Origin of the sequence: Ferrimonas sediminicola (genome assembly GCF_005116715.1) — a bacterium.
Lineage (GTDB): Bacteria > Pseudomonadota > Gammaproteobacteria > Enterobacterales > Shewanellaceae > Ferrimonas > Ferrimonas sediminicola.
Map to the genome: position 1 here is coordinate 35,898 of NZ_SWCI01000007.1, position 17,305 is coordinate 53,202.

17 protein-coding genes are annotated in these 17,305 nt (G+C 60.8%); 9 read left to right on the forward strand and 8 right to left on the reverse strand.

The window, feature by feature from the left end:
* Window positions 1-7 precede the first annotated feature (7 nt).
* The 4 genes from FCL40_RS11825 to FCL40_RS11840 all read left to right on the forward strand — a co-directional run bounded on the left by FCL40_RS11825 (window position 8) and on the right by FCL40_RS11840 (window position 4,507).
* Complete coding sequence (locus tag FCL40_RS11825) at window positions 8-1,852, forward strand: AsmA family protein (protein ID WP_136853506.1); 1,845 nt, start codon at window positions 8-10, stop codon at window positions 1,850-1,852.
* Window positions 1,853-2,016: 164 nt separating this feature from the next.
* The gene (locus FCL40_RS11830; protein WP_169307099.1) at window positions 2,017-2,382 is read left to right on the forward strand and encodes a BsuPI-related putative proteinase inhibitor; all 366 of its coding nucleotides are present in this window, start codon (window positions 2,017-2,019) and stop codon (window positions 2,380-2,382) included.
* A gap of 119 nt (window positions 2,383-2,501) precedes the next feature.
* Window positions 2,502-3,314: an ABC transporter ATP-binding protein gene (locus tag FCL40_RS11835; protein ID WP_136853508.1), complete on the forward strand. Its 813-nt coding sequence runs from the start codon at window positions 2,502-2,504 to the stop codon at window positions 3,312-3,314.
* A complete protein-coding gene (locus FCL40_RS11840; RefSeq protein ID WP_136853509.1) occupies window positions 3,314-4,507 on the forward strand; it encodes an ABC transporter permease subunit in 1,194 nt (397 codons plus the stop codon). Before FCL40_RS11835 ends, FCL40_RS11840 begins: the two co-directional genes overlap by 1 nt.
* A gap of 42 nt (window positions 4,508-4,549) precedes the next feature.
* On the opposite strand, the gene FCL40_RS11845 is transcribed toward FCL40_RS11840, so the two are convergent.
* On the reverse strand, window positions 4,550-6,130 hold the full coding sequence (locus FCL40_RS11845) for a LysM peptidoglycan-binding domain-containing protein (RefSeq protein WP_136853510.1): 1,581 nt from the start codon (window positions 6,128-6,130) through the stop codon (window positions 4,550-4,552).
* 522 nt (window positions 6,131-6,652) lie between these two features.
* On the opposite strand from FCL40_RS11845, the gene FCL40_RS11850 reads away from it, so the two are divergent.
* Window positions 6,653-7,189, forward strand: a complete 537-nt coding sequence (locus tag FCL40_RS11850; RefSeq protein ID WP_169307101.1) for a porin family protein — start codon at window positions 6,653-6,655, stop codon at window positions 7,187-7,189.
* A gap of 113 nt (window positions 7,190-7,302) precedes the next feature.
* On the opposite strand, the gene gloB is transcribed toward FCL40_RS11850, so the two are convergent.
* Complete coding sequence (gloB, locus tag FCL40_RS11855; RefSeq protein WP_229360323.1) at window positions 7,303-8,070, reverse strand: hydroxyacylglutathione hydrolase; 768 nt, start codon at window positions 8,068-8,070, stop codon at window positions 7,303-7,305.
* A gap of 168 nt (window positions 8,071-8,238) precedes the next feature.
* Between gloB and FCL40_RS11860 the strand changes: the two genes are divergently transcribed.
* A complete protein-coding gene (locus FCL40_RS11860) occupies window positions 8,239-8,976 on the forward strand; it encodes a class I SAM-dependent methyltransferase (RefSeq protein WP_136853512.1) in 738 nt (245 codons plus the stop codon).
* Window positions 8,977-8,999: 23 nt separating this feature from the next.
* Here FCL40_RS11860 and rnhA read toward each other — a convergent pair whose 3' ends face one another.
* Window positions 9,000-9,473: a ribonuclease HI gene (gene rnhA, locus FCL40_RS11865; RefSeq protein ID WP_136853513.1), complete on the reverse strand. Its 474-nt coding sequence runs from the start codon at window positions 9,471-9,473 to the stop codon at window positions 9,000-9,002.
* A gap of 66 nt (window positions 9,474-9,539) precedes the next feature.
* Here rnhA and dnaQ point away from each other — a divergent pair, with 66 nt between their 5' ends.
* Both dnaQ and FCL40_RS11875 read left to right on the forward strand, forming a co-directional pair.
* The gene (dnaQ, locus tag FCL40_RS11870) at window positions 9,540-10,268 is read left to right on the forward strand and encodes a DNA polymerase III subunit epsilon (RefSeq protein ID WP_136853514.1); all 729 of its coding nucleotides are present in this window, start codon (window positions 9,540-9,542) and stop codon (window positions 10,266-10,268) included.
* Between the two features lie 3 nt (window positions 10,269-10,271).
* Entirely contained in the window at window positions 10,272-11,534 is a 1,263-nt protein-coding gene (locus tag FCL40_RS11875; protein ID WP_136853515.1) for a TIGR03503 family protein, read from the forward strand.
* 21 nt (window positions 11,535-11,555) lie between these two features.
* Here FCL40_RS11875 and FCL40_RS11880 read toward each other — a convergent pair whose 3' ends face one another.
* From FCL40_RS11880 to FCL40_RS11895, 4 genes are all read right to left on the reverse strand, one after another.
* Entirely contained in the window at window positions 11,556-13,484 is a 1,929-nt protein-coding gene (locus FCL40_RS11880) for an HD domain-containing phosphohydrolase (RefSeq protein WP_136853516.1), read from the reverse strand.
* A 258-nt stretch (window positions 13,485-13,742) separates the two neighbouring features.
* Complete coding sequence (locus FCL40_RS11885; RefSeq protein WP_136853517.1) at window positions 13,743-14,039, reverse strand: hypothetical protein; 297 nt, start codon at window positions 14,037-14,039, stop codon at window positions 13,743-13,745.
* Between the two features lie 178 nt (window positions 14,040-14,217).
* A complete protein-coding gene (locus FCL40_RS11890; RefSeq protein WP_136853518.1) occupies window positions 14,218-14,493 on the reverse strand; it encodes a hypothetical protein in 276 nt (91 codons plus the stop codon).
* Between the two features lie 480 nt (window positions 14,494-14,973).
* Window positions 14,974-15,924, reverse strand: a complete 951-nt coding sequence (locus FCL40_RS11895) for a TDT family transporter (RefSeq protein WP_205729135.1) — start codon at window positions 15,922-15,924, stop codon at window positions 14,974-14,976.
* 109 nt (window positions 15,925-16,033) lie between these two features.
* Here FCL40_RS11895 and FCL40_RS11900 point away from each other — a divergent pair, with 109 nt between their 5' ends.
* Window positions 16,034-16,891, forward strand: coding sequence for a LysR substrate-binding domain-containing protein (locus FCL40_RS11900; protein ID WP_169307102.1), 858 nt, complete (start codon window positions 16,034-16,036; stop codon window positions 16,889-16,891).
* Here FCL40_RS11900 and FCL40_RS11905 read toward each other — a convergent pair.
* A complete protein-coding gene (locus FCL40_RS11905; RefSeq protein WP_136853520.1) occupies window positions 16,852-17,166 on the reverse strand; it encodes a hypothetical protein in 315 nt (104 codons plus the stop codon). The two genes, FCL40_RS11900 and FCL40_RS11905, sit on opposite strands and share 40 nt — an antisense overlap.
* Window positions 17,167-17,305 lie beyond the last annotated feature (139 nt).

Sequence of the window (17,305 nt, forward strand, 5' to 3'; positions counted from 1 at the left end):
ATTCTCAATGAAAGCGATTAAATGGTTCCTTATCGTCCTCGTGACCCTGGTGTTGATGCTGGCGGTGTACATCGGCGTGTTTTTAGACCCCAACGCATTTAAGCCGCAGCTCAGTGCCAAGGTGGAGGAGGCCACCGGCCGCACCCTGACCATAGACGGTGATATCGGCTGGAGCCTGTTTCCCAAGGTGGGCCTGGAGATTGGCGGCCTGACCCTGGGCAATCTGCCCGGTGAGCCTTTGCCCCCGCTGCTCTCTGTTGAGCAGGCGGTGGTGGGGGTGAACCTTCTGCCCCTGCTGACCCGGGAGGTGGAGATCGAGGAGGTGACCCTCACCGGGGTGGATCTCAACCTGGTGACCCTCAAAGATGGCCGTACCAGCCTGGATGGCCTGGGGGGGGACAGCGGCCAGGCCGCGCCCGCGTCAAAGCCTGAGAGCGACACCAAGGGGCAGATAACCCCCGCAGGATGGAAACTGGGCAGCCTGTCGCTGAAGCAGCTGAACGTCAGCAGTGATAACCGCCAGGCCGGCGTCAGTCGGACCCTGGCGGTAGCCTCTCTCACCCTGCAGGAGTTTGAGCCGGGCAGGGCGGCGCCCTTCGAAATGGTGGTCAAGGCGGTGGATCCCCAGATGACCCTGACCACCTCGGCGTCCGCCCTGTTGACCGTCGCCAAGGACTTCTCACGAATTCAGCTGGACAAATGGAATCAGCAGATTGTCCTGTCGGGTGATCAACTGCCGGACGGAGGCAAGCTGGAGGCCAGCATCGGTTTTGATGCCAACGTCAACCTGGTCAGTCAGCAGTTTGCCCTGACCAACCTGGATCTGGTTCAGGGTGAGTTCCGACTCCTGGGGGCAGGTAGCGTCAACCTGATCAGCCAGCGCCCTGAGCTGAACCTGGAGTTGTCGGGCAACGATCTGGTGCTCGACCCCTGGATGCCGGAATCGGCCAAAGAGGGCAAGGGCCGCGGGGAGGGCACCTCCCCATCCCCCCAGGCGGGGGAACCGGACTTGTCCATTCTGCGTCAGTTTGACCTCCACGCCCGCATGGCCCTGGATTCCATCAAGGCGAAGCAGTGGCTGGTGAGCAAACCGAGTCTGGCTCTGAGCCTGGTGGACGGGGTGTTTACCCTGAAGCAGATGAAGGCCACCGCCTTCGAGGGCACCCTGGTGGCCAAGGCGACCCTGGACAGCCGCCTGGAACCCGTGGCCTATGATTTCGATGCCAACCTGCAGGGCCTGTCCATTCAACCGCTGCTGGAAGCCGCCGTGGATCAGACCGTCCTGGCGGGGCGGGGTGAGCTGACTCTCAAGGGCAAAGGCGCCAGCCTGGCGCCGGATGCGCTGATGAACAACCTGGTGGCCGACGGTCGCCTGGTTCTGAATGACGGGGCGTTGTATGGCATCAACATCGCCCAGAAAATTCGGGAAGTGGAAGCCAAGATCTCGGGGGAGAGCCTGGAGCAGGCTACCGAGGTACAGAAGACCGATTTCTCCAGCTTCGCGGCGGGGTTTGCCATTGACAAGGGGGTGGTGACCACCCCGGATCTGAACCTGGCCTCACCTCTGCTGAGGGTGCAGGGACAGGGGCAGGCCAACCTGGTCAGCCAGGAGATGGACTACGGCATGGAGGTCTCCATCGTGGGTTCCCTCGAGGGGCAGGGGGGCCAGTCCCTGGAGAAGCTGAAAGGCTTGACCATCCCTTTGCGCATCGGTGGCAGCTTCACTGATCCCTCTTTCCATGTCGACATGGATGAACTGCTGAAAAACAAGGTCGATCAGGAGGGTGACAAGTTGAAGGAGAAGTTGGAAGAGAAGTTGAAGGACAAACTGTTCAAAGGGCTTGGAGGCTGAGTATGAGACAAGCAGTGGCACTGTGTGGGGCCATCTTGTTGGGCGGCTGCGCCGATCAGCTTCAAACCGGGGAGTCAGCGCCGGCGGCGAGCGCGCCAGAAGCGCTTTCGCCGGAGCGCCTGCGCTCCGGCACCGTCATCAAGAAACTGGAGCCGGGAGTCCGGATGATACAGCCGAGTCTGACGGTGGTGCTGCCGGCCGCCAACTGGCCGAGGCAGACGCCCCTGGATGTGACGGTCAAGGTGGAAAACCTCACCGGGGTTGACATGGACCTGACCCTGCTTTCGGGCATGACGGCCGATCTGCTGTTGGCCAAGAGTGGGCAACCGGTCTGGAGGTTCAGTCAGGAGAGGATGTTCACCCAGGCACTGCGTCCCTGGCCCCTGGCCTCGGGCGAGGCGCGTACCCTTACCTTCACCATCGGGACCGAGGTCCTGACGTCGCTGGCTCCGGGCGGCTATAGCTTGCAGGCGCAGCTGAACACCTTCGACCGGCCGAGCAGCGCCCCGGTGGCGCTCACCCTCGAGTAACCCGTCACGCGCCCCGGTTTCCGCTGGGGCGTTTTTCTCCCCGGTCCAGGTATCTCTTCGCAGCTGCCTAATTTGCTTCAACTATAGTTATGTGACTGGGCGGATTTCGGGGGCTGTGTGTGATTATCGTTAAGGATCTGGCCAAGGGGTTTGCCGTGCCGAAATCGGGCCAGCTGACCCAGTGCAAGCGGTTGGACCCCAGGTTGCAGGAGGGGTTCTTCAATTCGGTGCAGTCGGTGAGCTTCCGGGTCAGGCCCGGTGAGGTGCTTGGGTTGCTGGGGCCAAACGGTGCCGGTAAGACGACGGTGCTGAGAATGCTCTCCGGGGTGCTGAGCCCGGACAGAGGCAGCATAGAGATCAATGGCCGCCATTGGCACCAGCATCCCGAACGGATGAGGCGTCAAATCGGTTTCCTGTCTGCCTCCACCTCCCTCTATGAGCGTTTCAGCGTCGAGGAGAACCTCATCTACTTTGGCCAGCTCTATGGCCTGTCCCGGGCGCAGATCGCCAATCGCATCCATACCCTGTCGGACCAGCTGGAGCTGGCGTCCTTTTTGCAGAGGAAGGTGGTGGAGTTGTCGCTGGGGATGAAGCAGAGGGCGGGCATCGCCCGGGCGGTCATTCACCAACCCGAAGTCATAGTTCTCGATGAACCTACGACCGGACTGGATATCATGTCCGCCCAAGCGGTGCTTGACTTTATTCTTAGTCAAAAACAACGGAATCGGCCAGTTATTTTCTCCACACACAAGCTGGAGGAGGTGAGCCTGTTGTGTGATCGTATCGCCGTGGTGATGCTGGGGCGGTGTGTTTTTGAGGGCTCGCTCACCGAGTTTGCCGGCAGCCGGGATCCCGGTGCACTTCGGCAAGCCTTCGTCGCCTGTCAGCAGAGGATAAGCCGCTCTGTGGGGCGAACCAGGGGGGCGGCTTGATGGTCGGCAAGGTGTGGCTCAAGGAGCTCAAGGAGGTACTGAGGGACCGCAAGACCATGACTTTCGTGGTGCTGTTTCCGACCGTGCTGCTGCCGGCGCTGATTCTTGGGGTCGGGCTTCTGGGCTACCAGATGCTGATCAGCAAACAGGAGGAGGTGATCCACTACGCCGTGGTGGGGGCGTCCCCCTGGCGGGAGCAGGTGATCGAGGCTCTGAGTGACGAGCCCAACCTGGTACTCAGCCAGCACGATGAGCGGCTGCCGCTCTCCAGCCAGATCAATGAGGGGCGTCTGCAGCTGGCTATCCTGCTGCTGCCCGGGTTTGACCCGGTGACCTCCAGCCACAATCGCTGGCAACTCCTCTACGACCAGACGCAGAATTTCGGCCAGCTACGCCGGATCGAACCGCGGCTGAAGGCCCTTGACGATCGGTGGTTAGGCCGGTTTATGGCCTACCATGGGGTCCCAGAAAAGGTGCAGGGTCGACTGACGACCCCGTTGGCCCTGGAGCATGTGGGGACCGCCGAGGCGCGTCAGGATATCGGCGAGAGGGTGGGCAGCGTCCTGCCCTACATCCTGCTGTTCCTGTGCATGATGGGGGCGATGCTGCCGGCTCTGGACATTGGGGCCGGTGAGAAGGAGCGGGGCACCCTGGAGACCTTGTTGATGGTACCCCTGCCCAGAACCACCCTGGTACTGGGCAAGTTCCTGGTGATCGTCACCACCTCCATGACCCTGACCCTGCTTACCATCGTCAGTGCCCTGGTCTGGTTGACGGTGGTGGGCTCGCTGCTGGACCTGAGCCTGTTTGTGGCTCTGGCGCAGATGGTCAATCCCGTCGACCTGATGTTGCTGCTGGCCCTGTTGCTGCCCATCTCCGGTGTGTTCTCGGCCATCTTGCTGGCGGTGTCGATCTTTGCCACCAGCTTCAAGGAGGGGCAAAACTACATGGGAGGCCTGCAGGTGGCGGTACTGGTTCCAGCGATGGTGGCCACCCTGCCCGGGGCGCAACTCACCCAGGTCAACGCCTGGCTGCCCATCTTCAACATTGCCCTGGCCATCAAGGAGCTGCTCAAGGGCACCTTTGCCTACCATGAGCTGGCCGCGGTGTTTGCCTCCAACCTCATTCTCGCCACCCTGCTGCTGTGGTGCTGCGTCCAGTGGTTTCGCCGGGAATCGGTGCTGTTCCGCTAGGGGATCAAAAAGGGCCGCGTCGAGGCGGCCCTTGGAGGGGGGTCAACTGCTTATCTTGGTGACATCCACATAGAGGGTCATCTTCTGCCCGGGCTGAAGATACTTCTTGCTATCCAGCTGGTTCCAGCGGACCAGATCGCTGACGGTCACATGAAACTTCTTGGCGATGCGAGCCAGGGAGTCGCCGCTGCGAACCTTGTAGCTGATCTGGCGCATCACCGAGGTCTTATCCTCCTTCTGGCTGATCCGGTTCACCCAGATCACCAGCTTCTGGCCGGGACGGATGGTGTCCTTGGGCGCCAGGGAGTTCCAGGAGGCCAACTGGGACACCTTCACCTTGTTGGCCCGGGCGATGGTCCACAGGGAGTCCCCGGGTTTGACGGTGTGCTCTATCTTGTAGTTGGCCCGCTTCTTAGACTGCTTTCGGGCCAGGCGCTGATCGGCGCTGAAGGGATAGAGCTCGGGATCCTTGGCGGCGACCGGAATCAGCAGGTGCTGTCCGGCCCGAATCATGTTGCCTTCTATGCCGTTGACTGACTGGATGATGCCGATGCGGGTATGGTACTTCTTGGCGATCACCCCCAGGGAGTCGCCGGGTTTAATCTTGTAGCGCAGCCAGTTGACCCGTTCGGTGGAGGCGGTATCGGCCAGGGCGGTGATGAATCCGTCGGCTTTGTCGATCGGCAGCAGCAGGGTATGGGGTCCTTCCGGCGCAGTGGCCCAGCGGTTATAGCCCGGATTCAGCTTGTGCAGGTCCGCCACCGACATGTCGGCCATGTCGGCCGCCAGGGCCAGATCGATCTGGCTGCCGGCGTCGATCTCCTGAAGTTGCGGTGCGTTGTCCACCGGTTTCAGGTCGAGGCCGTAGGCTTCGGCATTACGCACCACGTCTGCGACCGCAAGCAGCTGAGGCACGTAGCGTTCGGTTTCGCTGGGCAGGTCCAGGGACCAGAAGTCGGTGGGCTTGCCCTTGGCCTTGTTGCGCTTAATTGCCCGGAACACTCGGCCCTCGCCGGTGTTGTAGGCGGCCAAGGCATACAACCAGTTCCTGTCCAGCTTGTTGTACAGGTACTCCATCATATCCATGGCGGCACGGGTCGAGGCGGCGACATCGCGGCGGCCGTCGTACCACCAGTTCTGCTTCAGGCCGAAGTGCTTGCCCATTGGGCTGGTGAACTGCCATAGTCCGGCGGCAGCCCCGTGGCTGTAGGCGAAAGCGTCGAAGGAGCTCTCCACCACCGGCAGCAGGGCCAGTTCAATGGGCAGGCCTCGCCGCTCTACCTCTTCGACGATCAGGTAGAGGTAGGGTTCGGCGCGTTCGGAGATGATCTCGATATGGCGAGGGTTGGCTTTGTACCACTTGCGAAACTTGTTGACCCGCTTGTTGTCGGGCACCTCCAGAGTCATCTGGCGGGCGATGCGGTCCCAGACATCCGTGATCGGTGCGGGCACCGCTTCCTGAGCTTCCTGCTCGTCGTTGTCGTCACCCTGAACGTTGGAGTGGTCCGCCAGGGGCGCTTCGGCGTTGGTTACCGGGTTGTCCTGCTCCGGCTCACCCTGGCCGAGGGATTGACACCCCGCCAGCAGGATTGCCAAGGACAAAGCAGAAAGGCTCTTTTTCATCAATTATTTACCATTATCAGCCTGGATTGCGGCAAACGCGTTGGCATTCGCCAGGCAATAGTGGTTCGGGATTGTACCCTCTTTGACTGACATTGTCCATTTGGATTGTTTCAGCTAAATCCTTAAAAATCAGTGGGATAACACATGATTAGGCCGGGCTGGCGCATTACGTCGTGCCGGTTGCCGACCGGGCCTGCCTCTCAGGCGCCCCTTCTGAGCACTCTGTCCGGCACCGGGAATTGATCTGGGTGATGAGGGGAAAATGCGCCCCGGCCCCAGCGAAATTGAAGATAAACAAGGAGCCGAAAAGTTCAGTGGAAACGATTAGATACCAGCAACCATTTTTTATTTTTCTTTCAGGCCGAGAGGCCGGGAATGGTGTTTTTTTTATAGATTGAGCATGGTTGGTTGAAATTTAATCGGCAAAGTTGGCGACATTTGAGTTTTTGGTCTAAGTTTCCTTCGGAAGTAATAACAAGGAAGTCAATGATGAAATGCAAATCGTTACTGCTACTGCCACTCATGCTGGCTTTATATCAAACGTCGGTCCTGGCCAATACTCGAACCGAGTCGGAGACCATGTACCTGGGACTCTCCGTCGCCTTTATCGACGCCACGCTCGAGTCCCGCGGTGAGCCGTCCGGCTCCCTGGGCATCGACAATACCCTGCTGGGGATCACTGCCGGTTATCAGTTCAACGATATGCTGGCGGCAGAGTTCCGCGCCTACGGCAATGTCGAGGACGACACTATTGAGGGCGTCGATATCGAGGTGGAGCACCATTTCAGTGTGCTTGGCAAACTGAGCTACCCGGTTCACAAGTATTTCAAGCCCTATGTCATCGCCGGTTACGGTACCACCAAGGGCTCGATAGAGGGCTTCTCTGACAGTGAAGCGGACTTTACTTATGGCGCCGGTATCGATATTACCAACAGTCGAGGCGTCTCACTGCAGCTTGAATGGCAGCGGGTCATCGAGGACGATTTTGATATTCCGGGCGTAGAGTTCGAGATTGATACCATTAATCTGAATGTGGTGTACAAATTCGCCCTTCTATAAGCTGTCGCCATTGAAGAACTGCCAAGGGGTGAAGACTCTTTGGCAGTTTTTTAATGTGAACAGACTCACAAGCGGCGGCGTGGCCCGGTCCGGCTCGCCGCCGTGCCACCCTGCTAGAAGCGGTCCTTCCAGGCGCGCAGCTGGGTAAAGCAGGCGAGGCTGTCCTGACAGGGGTGGCCGCTGTGACGTTCCGCCGCCGCCTGTACCTGGGGCAGGTGGCTGCGCAGGAAGGGGTTGATGGCCAGTTCGTTGGCCATGCTGGTTGGCAGGGTGGGGATGCCATCCTGCCTCAGTTTGCTGCAACGAAGCTGATAGGCCTGGAGCTGCTCATTATCCGGTTCGACCGCCTGGGCAAAGGCCAGGTTGGCCAGGGTGTACTCGTGGGCGGGGTAGAGCAGGGTGGAGGCCCCCAGCATGCGCAGCTTGTGCAATGAGTCGTGCATCTGTTCGGCACTGCCCTCGAACAGCCGGCCGCAGCCGCCACTGAACAGGGTGTCGCCGCAGAACAGATGGTGTCCGACCTGGTAGGCGCAGTGATCCAGGGTGTGTCCGGGACACAGGGTGACCGTGGCGATCTGGTGGAGCCCCTCCAGTAGGATGCGGCTGCCCTCGCTGACAGTCTGGGTTCCCCCTTGAAAGGGGGAGTTCACCGGTACCACCACTTCGGCATCGGGCCAATGGCGTTTCAGAGTGGCGACGCCAGCGACATGATCACTGTGGTGGTGAGTGATCAACACCCCTCCCAGCTCCAGTCCCTGTTCCAGCAGGTAGGCGGCCGCCGCGTCACCGTCGCCGGGATCCACCACCCAGGCGTGATCTGTCGCGCTCAGGCACCAGATGTAGTTGTCGTCAAAGGCGGGGATGGGACTAATGCTCAGCATGATGGGATCTCCAGCGGGAGTGAGCCCCCAGTGTATGAGGGAATGGGGTGGCGGGAAAGCAAAACTTCTGCTGACGGCAATGGCGTCATCGCGACTAAGGTACTGGCGTTGAACGCCAATTGTCAGGTATCTTTACTGCGTAACCCGTTACCAGCCAGATGGTGATAGATGCGTCCAGCCTACAGTTTCGATTCCATAACACCGCCTGAAAACTGGCGCCAACTTCCCTGGGGGGAGTGGCTGCAGCAGCAGGTGGCCGCGGGATTGGACAACTGGTGGCCAAGATTGTTCGGGTATCACCTGGTCAAACTCGGCCCCCTGGCCGTCGATCTAAACTCACGCCTCTGCTCCATCCGCCACCAGGTGGCGATCCATGACACCGGTGGGGATGCCTGGGGCGAGATGGACGATCTGCCCCTGCGTTGTCGTAGCGTCGATGCCTGCATCATGCCCATGGTACTCGATTTTCACCAGGATCCGCATGGTGTGATCCGGGAAGCGGATCGGGTCCTGCTGGAGGGGGGGCACCTGGTGATCATCGGCTTCAACCCAGTGAGTCCCGCCGGTCTGGGGATGTTGTCCCCGGGGTGTCGTAAGCGCTACCCCTGGAAAGGCAGGATGTTCACCCCCAGCCGGGTCCGCGACTGGCTGGGGGTGCTGGGCTATCAGGTGGTGGCCCAGGAGCCGCTGGCTTTCAGCTCGCTGTTGTGGTCGCCGGACCGTTTCCTGTGGCCCCAGCAGTGGATGGCGCAGCAGACGCCGTCGCTGGCCTCGGTCTATATGCTGGTTGCCCGCAAGATGGCGGTGCCCATGACCCCGGTTCGCCCCAGGTGGCGTCCGCGCAAGCGACTGGTCACCTCGCCGGCGGCCGTAGGCCGAACCGTCGTCAACCGCCGTCAGCGCTAGGGGTCGGCGTCGGTTCGGGGAGTCTACTGGGGCTGGTAGCCGCTGTCCTCCTTCAGATCCTTGCCGCTGGCCGCCTCCCGGGCCAGGTCGTCCACCCGCTCGTTTTCGGGTTGGCCCGAGTGTCCTTTGACCCAGTGCCACTCGATGCTGTGTTTCTGGGTCGCGTCGTCCAGCCGCTTCCACAGGTCGACGTTCTTTACCGGCTGTTTGCTGGCAGTCTTCCACCCCTTGCGCTTCCAGCCGTGGATCCACTGGGTGATCCCCTGTCTCAGATATTGGCTGTCGGTGTGCAGCGATACCTGGCAGGGCTCCTTGAGGCTCTCCAGGCCCACGATGGCGGCCAGCATCTCCATGCGGTTGTTGGTGGTCAGCCGATAACCCGCGCTCATCTCCCGGGTATGTTGGCGGTAGCGAAGCAGCACCCCATAGCCTCCGGGGCCGGGATTGCCCAGGCAGGAGCCGTCGGTGTAGAGGGTGACAGATTTTAGTTGAGTCATTTAAATTGATACCATAGCCGCAGCTTAAGCGGACCAGTATACCGCAACTTGTTGCAAATCAGGATTATGACAGAGATCAATACCCCAGTACGCCAAATCGTATTCGATACGGAAACCACAGGTATGAACCAGGACGGAGGGCCCCACTATGAGGGACACCGTCTGATCGAGATCGGCTGTGTTGAGATGGTCAACCGCAAGCTGACCGGACGCACCTACCACGTCTACATCAAGCCGGACCGCCCGGTGGATGAGGAGGCGATCCAGGTTCACGGCATTACCGATGCGTTCCTGGCGGACAAGCCGATGTTCCACGAAGTGGTCGACGAGTTTATGGAGTTTGTCCGCGGGGCGGAGCTGATCGCCCACAACGCCCAGTTCGATATCGGCTTTATCGATTACGAATTCCAGATGCTCGGCCGCTATGGCAAGTTGCAGGACCACTGCTCGGTGGTGGACACCCTGCAGCTGGCCCGGGAGAAGAAGAGCAAGGGGGAGATCCAGGGCAACCTCAACCTGGATGCCCTGTGCCGTTTCTACGGCATCGACAACAGCCACCGCACCCTGCACGGGGCACTGCTCGACTCCGAGATCTTGGCAGATGTCTACCTGTTCATGACCGGTGGCCAGAAGGCGCTGGAGCTGGCCTCAGGCGCCGACGGTGAGGGCGGCGGCATTGTTCGCCTGAAAAGTGACCGTGCCCCCCTTAAAGTGATTGGCTGTACTGCCGATGATATCAGTAGGCATGAAAAGCGGCTCGAGCTGGTGAGTGAGCCGATCTGGTTGAGAGGGTAACGGATGAGTCGATGGAAGGCGGTGCCGCTGGTGCTCCTGCTGATGCTGGCAGGCCAGTCGGCATGGGCACTGTCACCCCAGGCGCTGAAGCTGCTGGATAACCGCTTCCGGGTGGATTACGGCATCGAGGCGATCACCATGCTGGTGCAGCGCAAGGAGTACTCCTCGCCGGTCATCGTGGTGTTGCCCGATGGCAGCAAGTGGTATGCCCATCGACACCCCGACAACGTCAGCTGGAGCGAAGGCCCAGGCGGCGACATGATTCGGGTCAGCAATCCGACCCCCGGCCCCTGGCAGTTGATCGGCCAGGTCAGTGAAAACACCAAGATTCTGCTGATCAGTGACATTCAGCTGAAACTGGATCCCCTGCCGGACAGGGTGTTCCGTGGCGAGCGCATCAAACTGAATGCCAGCATCGAGGGGGACAGCCACACCTTGTCCATCCGTGACTTTCATAAGATGCTCAAGTGGAAGGTGAACCTGATTAGCGCCAACCGCCGTGGCGATGAGAACTACGCCGCTGGGGTCAAAAAGATCGGTGGTTTCGAGGATGATGGCACCCACCTCGATGAACGGCCCGACGACGGTCATTTCACCTCCTCCCTGGATTTCGACCAGCCCTCCGGCCTGTATCGCCTGAAACTGGAGGTGGGCAACGAGGTGTTCAACCGCGTGGTGGATCAGGATCTCGAGATCATCCCCCAACCCTTCCGCCTCTCCGTTCCGCAGCGGCCGGGAACCAACCCCGGAGATTACCGGGTGCGGCTGGATGTGGACCAGCAGGATCTGATGCCCGGCGAGCTGCATCTGGTGATCCAGGTTCGTACCCCGTCGGGCATGGTCAGTGAGCTGACGGTGACGCCGCTGGAGGCGAGCCAGAGTTACCCGCTGTCGATGGTGATGGAGATGGGCAGCTACCTGATCCGGGGCACCGCCGTGGGCACCACCGCCGGTGGCGAGGAGTTCTACCTGAACCTGCCTGAACTCAACTTCTATGTGTCGCCGCCCCCCCCTCCCGCCCTGAGCCCGGCAGAGCGGGCTGCCCTGGTTCAGCAACAGATGCAGCAGAAGGAGGACGCCGCCCGCTTCAGGGTTATCAGCATCGTGGTCGGGGCCAATGCGCTGCTGCTGCTCTTCGGCCTGGGGGTACTGCTGTTCTGGCGCAAGCGGATGAGACTGATGGAACAGCTCGAGCTGAGGCCGCTGGTGGAGGAGCCCCAAATTGAGGCGGACAAGATCGATCTCTCCGCCGATACCGGCCGTTAACGGCGGCCGGCGGATGGGTGGCTAATCCAGGTATTGGGGCAGTGGCCGCTCGGTGCTGTTCAGCCCCTGGTTCAGGGTCAGCTTCTCCTGCAGCGCCCTGGCCAGGGTCGGCCAGGTCAATATGCCCTGGGGCTGGCCCCGGGCGTCGTTGACCAGCAGGAAGTGTTCCTCGGTGGACTGCAATCTGACCGCGGCGCTCTCCAGAGAGGCGCAGCGCTCGATCTGTGGCACATCGTGCTTCATCACCTGGTGCAACCTGCGGTGCTGCAGTTCGCGATCGAGGGTCCGCTCGGCGGCGGTATCCAGCAGCGGGCTGTGCCAGAAGGTGAGCATGGCATTGGTGATGAAGCCGCGCACGGTGACACCGTCGTCATCCATCACCAGGGCCACGCTGAGATCGGCCTGCTTCATCTGTTCTTCAGCGGTGGCCAGGGTATCGTCGAGACCCAGTCTGAGAACCTCGCCCAGGGACAGACCCTCGACGCAATCTATCGCCTGGGTACGCTCCTGACACAAAAGCGCCAGGCAGATATCCACCGCGTCGCTATTGAACTGACTACCTCGCCCCTCCAGCAGGACCTCCTGCAGTTTCTCGTAGCCCAAGGCGGGCCGGTAGGGCCGGTGGGAGAGGATGGAATCCGACACGTCCGCCACCGCCAGGATCTGTGACTCCACCAACAACTGCTCCCCCTTCAGGCCGAAGGGGTAACCCGAGCCGTCCAGGCGTTCGTGGTGCTGCAGAATCATCTCCCGAATGGGCCAGGGAAACTCCACCTCCTTGATGATCTCCGCTCCCCGCTCGGCGTGGGTCTTGATCAGGTCAAACTCCTCGCCGGACAGGCGAGAGGGTTTGGTCAGCAGCTGGCTGGGAATGGCCAGTTTGCCGATGTCGTGCACCAGTCCACCCAGCTTGAGCCCCTCCAGCTGGTGAGGACTCAGCCCCATCCTGCGGCCAATGCGATGGGCCAGCTTGGCGACAGAGCGCTGATGGCCCGCGGTATAGGGGTCGTTGACCTCCAGTGCATCGGCAATGGCCCCCACCAGTTGAATCAGCGAGTGGTTCAGCTGCTGTTTCTGCTGGCGAATGACCCTGGACTGCTCCGCCACCACCCTGAGGGTTTTGGGCAGTTGCAGGGCATGCCAGAGTAGGGTGCCGAACACCATCAGGCTCTTGGCATCCACTTCGGTATAGGGTGTATCCCGGTTCAGCACGCCGAGCACGCCGACAATACTGCCCCGGTAGTTGATGGGGACACACAGGTGGCTGCGGACCTCCTGCCCCGCGAGAAAGGGCAGGGGTTGAGCATCGATGTCGTTGCAGATGTAGGCGGTGGAGTCATCGACGCAGGCCGCCAGGGCCGGGCAGCGGTCTATGGCGAAGGGCGCATCCTGAGTGTCGCCCTGATCCGGGTAACGGGCCGTGAGCCGCAGCTGGCGCAGCTCCGGCCGGTAGTGCATCAGGTAGCCCCCCCGGGAGTGAGATATGTCGACCGCCCGTGCTGCCAACTGGTTGAGGGTTTCCTCCGGCGCCGACTTGATGATCGACTCCAGGTGCCCCAGCCACTGGTCGCTGGAGTAGAGCGCGTGGTTGTAGTTGGGGTGGAGATCCATCAGCCAGCGGTCGTCCAGGCTGAACTCCATCAGGGTCAGGCAAACGGGAAACTGATCGCTGCCGGTCGGGGAGGCGATGCAGTGCAGGCCCCGCCCCTCTACCGAGACCAGCTGAAAGCTGGTCCGGTCCTGGAGGTAGCGCAGGTTCATCTGTTCATCGGCGCTGAGATTCGGCAGCAGGTCGGGCAGCGGTCGCGGCAAGGGGGTGTGGGGAGACAGGCTGATCACAAACTCCCGGCTTGCTTGCACGACATTCAGGTCCGGGTCCATCAGTGCCCACTGCAGGCCGCTGGCGCTGAGGACATCAACAGGGGGAGTGGGGGGGGCGGGGCGGGTCATGATGTCTGGCTCCTAGTGAACACCGGATTGGTGCAGCAAGGGCTTACTGGCTGGGTTCAATTTATCGTCAATTGATGCAACTTCCAATAGTTAAGCCAATGAAATTCAGCGTGAACCATGGGCGAACCCGGGGAAGAAAAAAGGACCAGCCGCGGTGAGAGGTAGCGCAGGTTGGGATCCGCGGCCGTCCAAAAACAAAAGAGGCGGGGCTGCTGTGAGAGGTAGTGACGGTCGAGGACGGCAGCCCGCCAAAGAGGGTCAGGAAGCCACGGCCCGCTCGGCGTCGATGTAGTTCAACGCGCTGATGACGCTGTGGTGCCAGTCGCCGGCCAGCTTGAGCTTCCTGCATTCGGTGTTGATGACAAAGCGCTCAAAGTCGTTGCCCAACTCTCTTTTCAGAGACTTGGAGTGATGGATGCTGCGCAGCGCCAGCACTTCGTGCAGGGGAATTTTCCAAAATATCAGTTTGCCGTCCGGTTCCTGAGTGACGGCGGTCGATTCATAAACCCAACCAACTTGCCGGACAAGATCGATCAGTTTTACTTTTGGGTCCATTATTGACTCCCTTATATTTTTTTTCGTCAATGTGTGAACATGAATAAATGCCAGCCAATAAACTCTTCAGTGCTCCCCGCACTATTATCGTTTTAAAAGATAATCCTGAATTTAACTGGCTGATTGTCGGGGCTGACAGGTTGTGTCAACGTCGATGGCCCCGGCATTTCATTACGGGTCAGCCTAGGCTGTGTCGGCCCCAGGTCCGCGGGCTTCTTGGCCAGCGCCGGTCCCGGTTCTGCTCCCAGGCGATGACCACTGGGTTACGGCTGCCATGCTCCTTCCGATAAAGACCGGAAATGAAAACCAGTGCGGCGACCACCAGCGAGGCAAGATAAAACAGGGCCATTCCGGTGAGACACAAACAGGCGAATAACACGAGACAACTGCCAATGAGTTCTAATACTTCCATATTAACCTCTGCTATTTGTTCGGTCTGAATCTTGAATTTCATATAAACACAGAAAACTCTTACCGGCCCATAACTTAAGAAAATAAGTGTTAACTGGGTCTCCTATTGCCCCGACATTGATAAGTAGATTCCACCCCAATGACGGCAGAGGGCAGGGTGAATCACCCACAGGGTCTGGAGCCGGAAGATGAATGACGATGTTTACTGGAGGTGAATCTTCTTGGTCACTCTGTCCAAATGGCAGATATTGTGTTCCTTGTGTCGGGAACGATCGATAAACTGCTGAAATCAGGCTCTCCGGCAGCAGCTCATCATGCGGTCAAATGGGGCCTGACAGAGTAAATGCTCGGGCTGACGGTGGCGAAATAGCGGGATTCTACTCTCTGTTACCGCAAAGTGGCGCCCCGGCGGCGTGATCGTGATCACCCTGGCGCGGGGCCGGTCGGTGAGCTGTGCCTTTTTTTTCCTGCTGTGGATGTCTGGACAGCCACCGGGGGGGCGGTGGCTGCCCGAACCAAGGTCTCAACCTAAGCCGGGCCGGGGCAGGTAGTGATGCAGGTAGCGGATGGCGACATAGCCGACCATCAGTGTCGCCAGGATCAGTTCCAGATCGGCCAGGCTGTTGAGCATCTCCCAGGCGTTGCCGGTGAGGTCCGCTGCCTTGTGCACCACCTGGTAGAGGGCGGTGGCCGAGATCACCAGGGGAAAGGTGAAGGCGGCATAGCCGGGGCTGAAGGGCAGGCGCAACAGCCGCAGCATCGCCAGGTAGACCAGGGTGGTCATCACCATGGCCAAGGGCAGCAGGAGCTCGATGATGGTGGCGTCCGGCCGGTGAATGACCGCCAGATAACCCGCCAGCGACAGGCTGGCCGGTGCCGCCATGATGGCGAAGGTCGGGTAGCCCCTGGGGTCCTGCCAGCGGCGGAACAGCAATCGGTACAGCATCAGCGGCAACAGCAGAGCATAGTTGAGCATGCCGAACCACATCAGCCCCCTGGCCAGGGGCAGCAGGCTGTCGCTGGGGCAGGTCAGGGCGGCGACAATGATCCCCACCGGCGGCACAAACCAGCTGGGCAGCATCAATCCCAGTCGACGCTCCGTCAGCCTGTGGTAGAGGAACATCGCCATCAGCAGCAGGTGCAGCGACACGGCCCCCAGCCACAACGCGGTGGCCGAGGCCGCCGAGAACAGCCCCAGGGACTTGGAGAGAATCATCGCCGCCATGGCGTAGGTGGGCAATACGCTGCCCACCAGCGGGCAGGCGATCTCACTGCGGACCAGCGCCGGGTGCATCAGGAACTTGAGGCTGAGCATCAGCCACAAGGCGCCGGCTACGGCCGCGCACCCCAACTGTATCCAGAGGTTGGCCTCCAGCCGTTGCTCAAGGCAGAGTCCCAGGCTGGCGATGCCCAGTGCCAGTCCTGCCATGGGGGTGGGCAGCGAACGCATCTTGGTGTGAAAGAGATGGAACATGGTGGTCCCCGATTGAATTGGATGGCCACCATTGTCCGTACTTCCTGTGTTTAATAATATCGAATAAATCACAACAGATGTTTAGAGTGTCTATATGCGGGATCTTTCCATGAGGCAGCTTCGGCTGTTCTGCTCGGTGGCCGAAACCGCCAACCTGGGGCGGACGGCAGAGTCGCTCTGTCTGACCCGTGGGGCGGTCAGTCAGGGGTTGAAAGCCTTGGAGTCCCAGCTTGGGGTGACCCTGTTTGAGCGGCAGGCCCAGCGGGTACGGCTCAATGTCCGTGGCCGCTTGCTGCTGCCCCTGGCCCGACAGATGGTCAATCGTCAGCAGTGCATCGTCTCGCTGTTCCAGTCCGGCGCCAGTCAGGCGCCGCTGCGCCTGGGTGCCAGCCTCACCATCGGCAACTACCTGTTGCCCACCCTGCTGAGCGGCGCCCTGTCCGAGGTGGCGCTCGATGGGGCGGTCCGCCTGGCCAACAGTGCCGAGATCCAGGCGTCTCTGGCCCGCTATGAGCTGGATCTGGGTATGATTGAAAGTGACCGGCTTCACCCCGGCCTGGAGAGGCGCCACTGGCGGGACGATGAGATGGTGGTGATCGCCCCGCCGGGACACCCTCAGCACGGCGCCCTGGCGGACTGGCAGACGCTGTCGCGGGAGACCTGGGTGATCCGGGAGCGGCGATCGGGCAGCCGCGAACAGTTTGATCGTCACCTGGCGCCGAAGCTGACCGAGGCTCACAGGACCCTGGAGCTGGGCAGCCTGGAGGCGGTGGTCAGGTCGGTACGGGCCGGCCTGGGGTGTTCGCTGGTCTCCCGGCTCGCTTGCGACGAGGCCCTGAGCCAGGGGGCGGTGAGTCATATCGAGATGGCCACCCCCATTGTCCGCCGCCTCTATCTGGTTTGGGGACAGGGAAACACGGCGTTGCCTCAGGTGGAGTCGGCACTGACACTGCTGATGCCGGACTGACCCCCCCGGGGCAGCAGCGGCAGGAAAGGGGGCTCGCCGTCGAACCGATCATCCAGGATCCCGCCCACCTGCGGGTTCAGGTAGGTGATCACCAGGTTGCCTTCCCGGTTGATGGGATCCACCAGCAGGCCGGGGTTGGCTTCATGGAAGGTGGGCAGGTAGGCTTCGGCGTCGGCTCGGTTTTGGTAACTGCCGCGGAAGATGCAACCGGCCTGTCGGCAATAGTGGTAGACCGGTTTGATGCCGTCTCCGGGTTGCAGGCCCCCAGTTGTCACTCCAGGGCCCCATCAATGAGTCGCCCATGAACTGGGCCAATTGACCATCCACGTAGCGCAGCGGGTGCTCGTAGATAAAGCGTGCCTTGGCCAGGCTGTACTCGAAAAACAGCAACTCACCGTCGACCATTTTTGGTAT